This is a genomic window from Granulicella mallensis, assembly GCF_014203225.1.
Classification (GTDB): Bacteria; Acidobacteriota; Terriglobia; order Terriglobales; family Acidobacteriaceae; genus Granulicella; species Granulicella mallensis_A.
The window spans coordinates 306,514-316,051 of record NZ_JACHIO010000006.1; the positions used below are offsets into that span (position 1 = coordinate 306,514).

9 protein-coding genes are annotated in these 9,538 nt (G+C 59.3%); 4 read left to right on the forward strand and 5 right to left on the reverse strand.

From position 1 onward, the window contains the following. Window position 1: 1 nt before the first annotated feature. The 5 genes from HDF15_RS09175 to HDF15_RS09190 form a co-directional block, all read right to left on the reverse strand. Window positions 2-3,214, reverse strand: a complete 3,213-nt coding sequence (locus tag HDF15_RS09175; RefSeq protein WP_184254814.1) for a TAT-variant-translocated molybdopterin oxidoreductase — start codon at window positions 3,212-3,214, stop codon at window positions 2-4. Beyond that, window positions 3,211-4,110 (reverse strand): cytochrome c3 family protein, encoded by a 900-nt coding sequence (locus HDF15_RS09180; protein WP_184254816.1) that lies wholly within the window; start codon window positions 4,108-4,110, stop codon window positions 3,211-3,213. The genes HDF15_RS09175 and HDF15_RS09180 overlap by 4 nt, the downstream gene beginning before the upstream one ends. Window positions 4,111-4,506: 396 nt before the next feature. Further along, the gene (locus HDF15_RS26435; RefSeq protein WP_409254872.1) at window positions 4,507-4,638 is read right to left on the reverse strand and encodes a hypothetical protein; all 132 of its coding nucleotides are present in this window, start codon (window positions 4,636-4,638) and stop codon (window positions 4,507-4,509) included. A 2-nt stretch (window positions 4,639-4,640) separates the two neighbouring features. Further along, window positions 4,641-4,898, reverse strand: coding sequence for a hypothetical protein (locus tag HDF15_RS25510; protein ID WP_221314347.1), 258 nt, complete (start codon window positions 4,896-4,898; stop codon window positions 4,641-4,643). Then, window positions 4,895-5,122, reverse strand: a complete 228-nt coding sequence (locus tag HDF15_RS09190; RefSeq protein WP_184254818.1) for a hypothetical protein — start codon at window positions 5,120-5,122, stop codon at window positions 4,895-4,897. Before HDF15_RS09190 ends, HDF15_RS25510 begins: the two co-directional genes overlap by 4 nt. Window positions 5,123-5,194: 72 nt before the next feature. Here HDF15_RS09190 and HDF15_RS09195 point away from each other — a divergent pair, with 72 nt between their 5' ends. The 4 genes from HDF15_RS09195 (at window position 5,195) to HDF15_RS09210 (ending at window position 9,455) form a co-directional block, all read left to right on the forward strand. Continuing rightward, window positions 5,195-5,911: a DNA-3-methyladenine glycosylase gene (locus HDF15_RS09195; RefSeq protein ID WP_184254872.1), complete on the forward strand. Its 717-nt coding sequence runs from the start codon at window positions 5,195-5,197 to the stop codon at window positions 5,909-5,911. Between the two features lie 14 nt (window positions 5,912-5,925). Beyond that, window positions 5,926-6,306: a DUF2809 domain-containing protein gene (locus HDF15_RS09200; protein WP_184254820.1), complete on the forward strand. Its 381-nt coding sequence runs from the start codon at window positions 5,926-5,928 to the stop codon at window positions 6,304-6,306. 199 nt (window positions 6,307-6,505) lie between these two features. After that, on the forward strand, window positions 6,506-9,094 hold the full coding sequence (locus tag HDF15_RS09205) for a DUF3536 domain-containing protein (RefSeq protein ID WP_184254822.1): 2,589 nt from the start codon (window positions 6,506-6,508) through the stop codon (window positions 9,092-9,094). 193 nt (window positions 9,095-9,287) lie between these two features. Further along, a complete protein-coding gene (locus HDF15_RS09210) occupies window positions 9,288-9,455 on the forward strand; it encodes a hypothetical protein (RefSeq protein ID WP_184254824.1) in 168 nt (55 codons plus the stop codon). The last annotated feature ends 83 nt before the right edge of the window (window positions 9,456-9,538 follow it).

Here is a 9,538-nt window from a genome sequence, read left to right on the forward strand (position 1 = left end):
CTTATGCAAGCTCCGGGTTCGGGTTGATAACGCCTGCCGTATATGTCGTGCGGGGGCGGAAGTTCAGATCAGCCAGCACCTGATACTCGCGCTCTTCTGCTTTTTTCTTCGCGATGCGGCTCTTCGGATCGTTGATATTGCCAAAGATGATGGCATCTGTCGGGCAAGCCTGCTGGCAAGCCGTCACAATCTCTCCATCGGCAATGGCACGGTTGTTCTTATCGGCTTCGATCTTTACGGCCTCGATGCGCTGGATGCAATAGCTACACTTCTCCATCACGCCACGCGAACGAACCGAGACATCCGGGTTGCGCATGAACTTGAGGCTCTCGGTATCGAAGTCCGCGTACAGAAGGAAGTTGAAGCGCCGGACTTTGTACATGCAGTTGTTGGAGCAATAACGAGTACCCACGCAACGGTTGTAGACCATCGTATTGAGGCCTTCTGGCGTGTGAACCGTTGCGCCGACCGGGCAGACCTGCTCGCAACCGGCATTCTCGCAGTGCTGGCACATCATCGGCTGGAAGTGCGCCTTCGGAGCATGCAGATCGCCTTCGAAGTAGGTATCGATACGCAGCCATTGCATGTTGCGGCCGATCTTCACCTGCTCACGGCCGACAACGGGAATATTGTTCTCCGCGTAGCAGCTTACGATGCAGGCATTGCAACCAATGCAGGAGTTCAGATCGACCGACATACCCCAGGAGTTCTGGAGCACTTTCTGTCCCGCACCCACAACCGCGGTGTGGTTATAGTGCCAGGCGTCGGGGAAGAAGCTGTCTCCATGCTCGGGAGATTCACCCTGCGGGTTGTAGCCGACCTTGTTGACCCAGGTTCCGCTCGCACCCTCAGAAGCATATTTCGGATTTGCGGTAGCCTCGGCGACTGTGGCGTAGCGAATGATCGAACGCTCCATCGCCTCGTGCCCAGCCAACGAGTACGTGCCTTCCTTGTCCGACAACGGATGCTCAAGATCACGCTGCGCATAGGCACCGCGATGCTCGATGTTGTGAACCTTGGTCACGCAGATGTCATAGACTCCCTTGCCGCCGGTAACCTTCAGACCCGACGCAGAGAGAGGAGCATCGGAGGTCCGCAGCGAGTAGGCATCGAACCCGACGCCCGCACCCACACGGCCTGATTCCGCACGACGGCCAAAGCCAAGGTGCACCGTTACGACATCGTCCGGATGACCTGGAGCCATCAATACAGGCGCAATCACCTTGCGGCCGTTCAGATTGAGCTCGATCGCTTCGTTTTCTTCGATCTTGAGCTTGGACATCAGGTCCATGCTCATCAGCGCGGCGTTGTCCCACGAGAGGTTCGTGACCTGCTTCGGCAACTCCTGCAACCAGCCGTTGTTACCGTAGCGACCGTCGTAGACCGAAGGATCGTGGCGGAAGCTGATTTCAATGGCTCCCGCAGCGGGCGTATTCAAGGCAACTGGAGTAGCCGCCTTGGGCTGGCCAGCCAGCTTGGGCGAGAACGCCGTTCCCTGTACCCAACCGTCGTGCAGAGCTTTCTTCCAGCCCACAGCAAAGTCGCCGGTAATGTAGGTCCGAGCGTTTGCCACGACTGCGTCATAGGCGCTGATGGAGGGATCGAGAAGAGCCTGCAGAACATCGTGCGCACTCTTGCCGCCGTAAAGCGGATCGATCATCGGCTGGACGATCGAGATGGTGCCATCGTAGGCGCGCGCATCCGACCAGCTCTCCAGGTAATGAGTCTTATTGACGTGCCAGGTCGAGTAGAAACCCGTCTCATCGACGTGCGACCCGAGATGCACCGTATTCGGCACTTTATTGAAGGCTGTCGTGAACTCGAGATCGGAAGGAGCGTTGTACAGCGGATTGACGCCGAGCATCACCAGCCACTGCACCTTGCCGTCGTACATGTCCGCAACGAGCGACTTGAGATCCGCGCCCTGCTCGCTTGGAATCGGAGCGATGGACTCGGTGTAGAGAACCGTCTTGCCCACTGCGCCCAGGCTCGCGTTCAACGCGTGCGCCGCCGCATGGGCGGCTGCGGGGCTCTGCGGTCCAACCATCACCACGCACTTACCACCGGACTTCTTCAGATCGGCAAGGACTGCGGTAAGGAACTTCTGAGCTTCCGGGTTGGTCAGAGCCGAACCATTGCCGCCAGCGAGAGCCACCGAGAAGGCTTCAATCTCACTCGGCTTCAGAGCCAGGCGGTGGTCAGCCTTATATCCGGTCACCGTCGGCATGGTCTCGACAACGTACATCCGGTTCATCGTCTTGCCGGCTTCAAAGCGATGCCGTTCGGCATAGGCGGCCGAGAGAGGCAGGAAGCCCGGGAAGGCAATTCCACCCAGGAAGTCTGCATCGAGCGCGAGAATGACGTCCGCGTCTTCGAGCTTGTACTGCACGTCGAGATAATCGCCGAACGCAGCCTTCGAGGAGGCGCGAGCACGGTCATTGTTCACCGCGTCATACTGCACCAGCTTGGCCTGCGGATACTTCGCCGAAACCTGCTTCCACTGGGAGGCAAGCGTCGGAGAGGTGATGGTCTCGCTCAGGAAGTAAACGCCCTGGCCGGTCTTGGTGCCCGCAACAGCCTTGGCGAAATCCTGCTGGAACTGGCCCCATGAGGCAGCTTCCCCGCGGAACTTCGGCTGCACCGAGCGATCGGGATCGTACAGGTCAAGCAGCGTCGCCTGGGTGTAGGCATCCGACTTACCCTTCGACATCGGGTGCTCGGGATTGCCTTCCACCTTGATGGGACGGAATGCGTCCGACTTGATCAGCACAGGAACCGCGCCGGTCGGGAAAGGATGTGCCGTTGCAAAGTACATCGGCTTGCCGAGGATCAAGTCCTCAGGCTGCTTTACGTACGGAAAGATCGGCTCATCGGGCTGCTTGGTGCAACCGGCCAGGCCGGCCAGCGCGAAGCTCGCGCCCATGACCTTGAGAAAGCCGCGGCGGCTGACGGAGTCAACCCACTCGCCCGCACCTGCCTGGCGCGGAAACTCCTCCTGCATCAATTCCTGAAACTGAGGTGAGTCAGAGAGCTCATCCAAATTTTTCCAGAAGCGCTTGCCGGTCTTGCCTTCCAGCTTCGTACGGACTTCAGCGAGCGTCATCTTTGCAGGAGCAATCGTATTGACGACCTGCGCCTTCACGACTGCCTGTTGCGTTTCTACTGCCATCGTAGGCTCGGTTCCCATGCGTGTGGTTCCAACTGAATTTTTCATCGGTGGCACACCTCGCAGCTCGACAGCTCGTTGGCTGAGCGGATGTGGTATTGCGCTGTCAGGTAGCGACCGAGATCCATCTGGCTGGTGAACTTCTGATAGCCTGCAGGGATTGCAATCTGCGGCATATCGGAGACCGTCTGGCCCTCACCCGTCAACGGATGCGGCTGGAGGTTGGTTCCCGACTGCGAAGCTGCCGGAGCCTCGGGCTTGGTCAACTGCGCCAGCTCGGGGTTCTGATTGCCTGGATCCTTGGTCACGCAGGATACGCCCTGTGCCGTGGGTCCACCCTTGCCGGTCGTGGTGCACCAGACGGGCTTGTCGGTCGAGGGGCCTGCCCACGCCATGTTGTAGACCTCGCTGGCGGGCCGCAGGTTCACTGCAGGGTTGCGATGGCAGTTCAAACACCACTCCATCTGCAGCGTGTTTTCCTGGTACATCAGCGGCATCTCGTCAACGCGGCCGTGACAGCTTGCGCAGCCGATGCCCTTGTTCACGTGAATCTCGTGATTGAAGTACACGTAGTCCGGCAGATCGTGGACGCGAATCCAGTTGATCGACTTACCGGTCGCCCAGCTCTGCCGCACCGGCTCGAGCAACTGAGCGTCGGTCCAGATCTGGGAGTGACAGTTCATACAAGTCTTAGTCGGCGGAATACCCGCGTACGAGCTCTTCTCCACGGATACGTGGCAGTACTGGCACTGGAGCCCGAGGCCCTCGACGTGGTGCTTGTGGCTGAAAGGGACGGGCTGGTCCGGCCGCTGCCCTTGCTTGGTCACCCACGGCGACCGCTGCAATGAGTTCAGCGCCACACCGAGCGCGATGACGATCAAGCCCGTCAGCACCAGGCTCGCGCGAGCCAGTGCGTTCGAACTGCGGTCAAATACTTGCGCCATGAGTGCGTTCCTGCTTCCTCTGCATCAAAAAAACCTGTGGAGTTTTGAACCGAATAACCAACTACCTGAGAGTGCTGCGCCTTGGGAAAGTGAACCTACTCACAAAGATACCGTGATAGGTGTTTCCAAAGGTTTGAAAACAAGCCCTGTGAAAAATCGAGTATAGCAGCCGAATTGTTACACCAACGTTGGCTTTGGAGCTCTTATGTTCGATAGTCGAAACGGCCAGCGATTATCGACCGGGAAAACGAACGGTTTCTATTTACAGCAAACGATGATTCCCCGCTGGTGACGCGGCAAATTCGCTATAAAAATGTTTTACAGGAAAGAACCTTTTTTCTAAATCCCGTCCACATTAGTCCGAGTTCGCCTGAGGATTTCTTTGGCTCGATATCGCTATTTGCCTACCGGAGCGATGCTGCGTTCGACCCACTCAGCGAACTCGTCTTCGCTGATTTCGTTTGCGGGCGCACGCCACACCATAGCGATCTGTTCCTCCGTTGAAACTGGAAGCACATAGCCATTCAACTTCAGAAATACGACAAGGCTGGCCAGACCGACGCGCTTATTGCCATCAATAAAGCGTGGTTTTTGATCAATCCCCAGCCGAGCGATGCAGCGATAGTTACAACCGTGGCGTTGCTGTCGTAATGCGCTTTCTGCTCGGCGCGAAACACCGCAGACGCCAATAGCCCTGCATCGCGCACGCCGTGTGATCCCCCGAAACGCACAATTTGCTGGTGATGTAAGGCCTCAACACCCGCAGTGTCGAGAAAAACCCAACTCATTTGGCCAATTCGCGGTATGCGGCCTCATGCTGAGGCAACGTGTCCTCAAAAGCACCCAATGTTTCCTCGACCGTCGCATAACGGGTCGCGGATGCCTTGGGCTTATCGACTGGGCCGATCTCCAGTTCGGATCCATCAACCAACCCAAGTTCATCAACCAATTCAGGTGGAATGAACGCAGCGAACTTGTCACCGATCTGTTGGACGTGGACAACCATGCCCACAGAATATCGCAGATAGTCCCTTTCAGAATGGCTTTCACCCACAAAAGCCACGAAATCATGGCACACTTTCTCATGCCTCGCCCACGCTCCGGCACTACCCGAAAGCTACCGTACGACCCCGCAGAAGCTACCTACGCGCTTTCAGCCGCCGACCCCAAACTCGCGAAGCTGATCGCCAAGGCCGGGCCATTTACGGTGCGGCTGCCGGCACAACAGTCGCCCTTCGAAGCGCTCACGCAGTCCATCATCTACCAGCAGCTCCATGGCAAGGCCGCCGCCACCATCCATGCGCGGCTGCTGGCCTCGTTCGCGGATATCTGCGGCATCGGCAACCATCCCGAGCCTCAACATCTGCTCGACTGCCCGAACGAACAGCTTCGCGCCGCCGGGCTCTCGCATAACAAAGCGCTGGCTCTGCGCGACCTGGCCGCCAAGACGCTCGACGGCACCGTGCCCACAATGGCCCGCATCCGCCGCATGAGCGACGATGACATCATCGAGCACCTGACGCAGGTGCGCGGCATCGGCAAGTGGACCGTCGAGATGATGCTGATCTTCCGCCTCGGGCGTCCGAACGTCCTGCCCAGCAGCGATTACGGCATCCGCAAGGGCTTTGCCCTGACCTACCTCGGCCTCAAGCCCACGGAAAAAGTCACCCCAGACCTTCTGGCCACCCACGAACAGATTGCAAAACGTGCGAAGAAGTGGGCGCCGTGGTGCTCGGTCGCGAGCTGGTACATGTGGCGCGCCTGCGATCTCGCCGCCGGCAAAACCGTGCAGCCGGAGTAGGGGTCAAACCAGAAGTGAAATCGAATCGTCGAATCGCCTGCGCTACCCTTGCGCTCATCACGCTCGCCTGCGGTCTGGTCTGGAGATTGGTACCGCTTGGCCTGGTTGCCGTCCTCGTCAAATACGGCGGCTCTGTCCTGTGGGCCATCATGGTCTACTGGCTCGTCGCCTTCTTTCTGCCGAAGAAAAAACCGCAGACCCTGGCTCTCGTTGCAGGCCTCGTCGCGGCGGCGGTCGAGTGCTTCAAGCTGTATCATTCGCCGGGACTTAACGCCTTCCGCCATACGCTTGCCGGCCAGCTCCTGCTGGGCCGCGTCTTCTCGCTGCGGGATATTGTGGCTTACTGGCTGGCAATTGCAGTCACAGCCTGTTTCGATAGCCGAACGAACAAGTAACCCAATCGGAACCTGTACAGACCAGTCTGCCTCGCTCCAAATAGCGATATCAGAAGGGTTACGGCCTTTGCCGGATTCATTCGCGAAAACGTTTCTCGAACGAGGCAACCAATGCAGACTCGGCAGTCAAAAACGATCGACGATTCATGCCGGCGACTATGCCCATCACAGGGTCTCCCGCTATATCCTTGGCAGAGCCATGACCAAGCTGAAGGCTCGTATTCAAAATCCCGCCAGCTCCGCTGAACTCAAGGACCAGGCAGTCTCACCGCCGCCGCATTACATCTGCGTACACGGTCACTTCTACCAGCCACCGCGCGAAAACCCCTGGCTCGAGACCGTCGAGGTACAGGACTCCGCGGCACCGTATCACGATTGGAATGAACGCATTACCAGCGAGTGCTATGCCCCGAACGGCGCCTCGCGCATCACCAATCAAGAGCGGGAGATCGTCCGCATCCTGAACAACTACGCCCGGATGAGCTTCAACTTCGGCCCCACGCTGCTGAGCTGGCTGGCTGATTTTGCTCCACGCACCTACCGGATGATCCAGGACGCGGACAGGGCCAGCGCCGAGCATTACTCCGGCCACGGGTCCGCGCTGGCGCAGGTTTACAACCACATCATCATGCCGCTGGCGAGCGAGCGCGACGCCCGCACCCAGATCCGCTGGGGCATCGCCGACTTCGAACACCGCTTCGGCCGCAAGCCCGAAGGCATGTGGCTGGCCGAGACCGCCGTCTCGCGTTCCGTGCTCGACCTGATGGCGCAGGAGGGCATCAAGTACACCATCCTCGCGCCCCACCAGTGCGCGCGGGTACGCAAGATCCAGACAGAGACTCCGAAGGCCGCAGCGTCCAAAGCAGAGTCCGCGACCTCTCCCAAGGCTAGCGAACCAGCCTGGACCGAAACGCCCAACGCCATCGTCGATCCCACGCATCCATACCGGATCCGGCTGAATGAAGGCCGCTCCATTGCGGTGTTCTTCTACGACGGCCCAGGCTCACGAGCGATCGCCTTTGAGGGCCTGTTGAACTCCGGCGAAGACTTCGGACGCCGGCTGGTTGGTGGTCTCCGCACCGATAAGGCTCCCAACGAACCACAGCTGGCGCACGTCGCCACCGATGGCGAGAGCTACGGCCACCATCACAAGCACGGCGAGATGGCCCTGAGCTATGCGCTGCACTGGATCGAGGAGAACAAGCTCGCCACCCTCACCAACTACGGCGAGTTCCTCGCGAAGTTTCCGCCGCAGTGGGAGGCCGAGGTGGTCGACAACACCTCCTGGAGCTGTGCGCACGGTGTGGAGCGCTGGCGCTCCAACTGCGGCTGTAACGGCGGCAGGCAGGGATGGAATCAGCAGTGGCGCGGCCCGCTCCGCGAAGCCCTCGATCTGCTGCGCGACAAGACCGCACCGCTGGCCGAGGCCGTTGCACAACCGCTGCTTAAAGACCTGTGGGCCGCACGCGATGCCTACATCCAGGTCGTGCTGGACCGCAGCACAGTCAACATCGACTGGTTCTTCAGCGAACATGCGACCCATGAATTGACGCCTGCCGAACGCGTCACAGCTCTGGAATTGCTCGAGCTCGAACGCCACACCCAGCTCATGTACACCAGTTGCGGCTGGTTCTTCGACGAGATCTCGGGCATCGAGACGGTCCAGATCATCGCTTACGCGGGGCGGGTCATTCAGCTTGCCAATCAACTGTTTGGCGCGGCCGCCGCGGAGCTCGAAGCCGAGTTCCTCGCGATCCTTACACGCGCCAAGAGCAATGTAGCTGATATCGGTGATGCCGCAGAGATCTATATCCGTTTCGTCATCGGCTCACGGCTCGATTTAGAGCACGTCGGAGCGCATTACGCCATCAGCTCGATGTTCCGGAACTATCCCGATGCAGGCGAACTGTTCTGCTTCGACGTACATCGCTATAACTACGACCTGCTGACCTCAGGTCGAGGCCGCGTGGCCCTGGGTCGCGCGGCGCTGCGTTCAAGAATTACCGAAGAGACTGAAGAGATCTGTTTCGCCGTGCTGCATCTCGGCGATCAGAACCTCTCTGCTGCGGTGAAGCGTTACACGCCCGAGATCGAAGAGGCATGGGCGACGTTCGTCGAAGAGGCAAGCGCGACCATCCAGCGCGCCAATCTGCCGGAACTGATCCGTCTGATCGACGGCTTCTTCGGCGGCACACTCTACTCGTTGACCTCGCTGTTTGCTGACGAGCAGCACCGCATTCTCAAGAGCATTCTCGACCAGACGCTCTCAGAGGTAGAGAGCTCGCTCACGCGCATCTACGAAGAACACGCGACGCTGTTGCACTTCCTCGCGGAGTCGAACGTGGCTGCACCACCTGCGCTGGCATTGACTGCGGGCTTCGCCATCAACGCGGGACTGCGGCGCGCGCTCGAAGCCGAGAGCTACGATGCAGCCGAAGTCGCACGCCTGCTGCGCAGCGCCGAGCTGGATGGCGTGACCCTCGACTCGCAGTTGCTCGGCTTTACCGCGGACAAGCGCATGAAGCGCACCATGATCCGTTTGGAGGGCGCGGCCGAGCAACAGACGGCTGCGATCCTGAACGAGACTGTGGCAATCGCCGAAAGCCTGCGAACCCTGCCGATGGATATCAACCTTTGGCAGGCACAGAATATCTGGAACGACCTGCTGCGCCGCAGCGACAGCAACTACTGGACACGCGAGTGGCGCGATGGCTTCCGCAAACTGGGTCTCGCGCTGAACATCGCGGTCGATAACCTGGTCGTGGAAGAGGGTGTGCGAGCGTTTTAGGGCGTGTCATCTCATCATGATGGCGGCGTGCAAAACGTTCTTCTGTGGCATGAATCGGAAGGGCACGGTTTCAACCGTGCCACAGAAGTCAGGCAAGAGCCTAATACCGCTCTGCCGAAAGCTAGAGTGAAGGCGCAGCCGGAGCGACTGAATTGCTTTCTTTCGTGTGCCCAGGACGCATCGGGGATGGCCCATGAGTCTTCTTTTTCCCGGTACTTATATCGTCAGCAAGGTTCGGGCCGACGGCCAGGCTGACCAGCCTCCGCCAAGGAAGGCAATTCAGTCGTTGCGGCTACGCCTCCACTCCGGCCTTCGGCAGAGCGGTACAAGCGTTACGTTCGACGTTTTGTGGCATGGCTGAAGCCATGCCCTTGTATCTTGCGATGTGAGGCGTAACGATGGGTTACGTTTTGGCGGAGAGGCCGTCATGCCCTGAGGCCAGCG

What these genes read in the sequence shown, in the direction of transcription:
- HDF15_RS09175 (WP_184254814.1), bottom strand. Translation starts at nt 3,214, where the DNA reads ATGAAAAATTCAGTTGGAACCACACGCATGGGAACCGAGCCTACGATG.
- HDF15_RS09205 (WP_184254822.1), top strand. Translation starts at nt 6,506, where the DNA reads ATGACCAAGCTGAAGGCTCGTATTCAAAATCCCGCCAGCTCCGCTGAA.
- HDF15_RS09195 (WP_184254872.1), top strand. Translation starts at nt 5,195, where the DNA reads ATGCCTCGCCCACGCTCCGGCACTACCCGAAAGCTACCGTACGACCCC.
- HDF15_RS25510 (WP_221314347.1), bottom strand. Translation starts at nt 4,898, where the DNA reads ATGAGTTGGGTTTTTCTCGACACTGCGGGTGTTGAGGCCTTACATCAC.
- HDF15_RS09210 (WP_184254824.1), top strand. Translation starts at nt 9,288, where the DNA reads ATGAGTCTTCTTTTTCCCGGTACTTATATCGTCAGCAAGGTTCGGGCC.
- HDF15_RS09180 (WP_184254816.1), bottom strand. Translation starts at nt 4,110, where the DNA reads ATGGCGCAAGTATTTGACCGCAGTTCGAACGCACTGGCTCGCGCGAGC.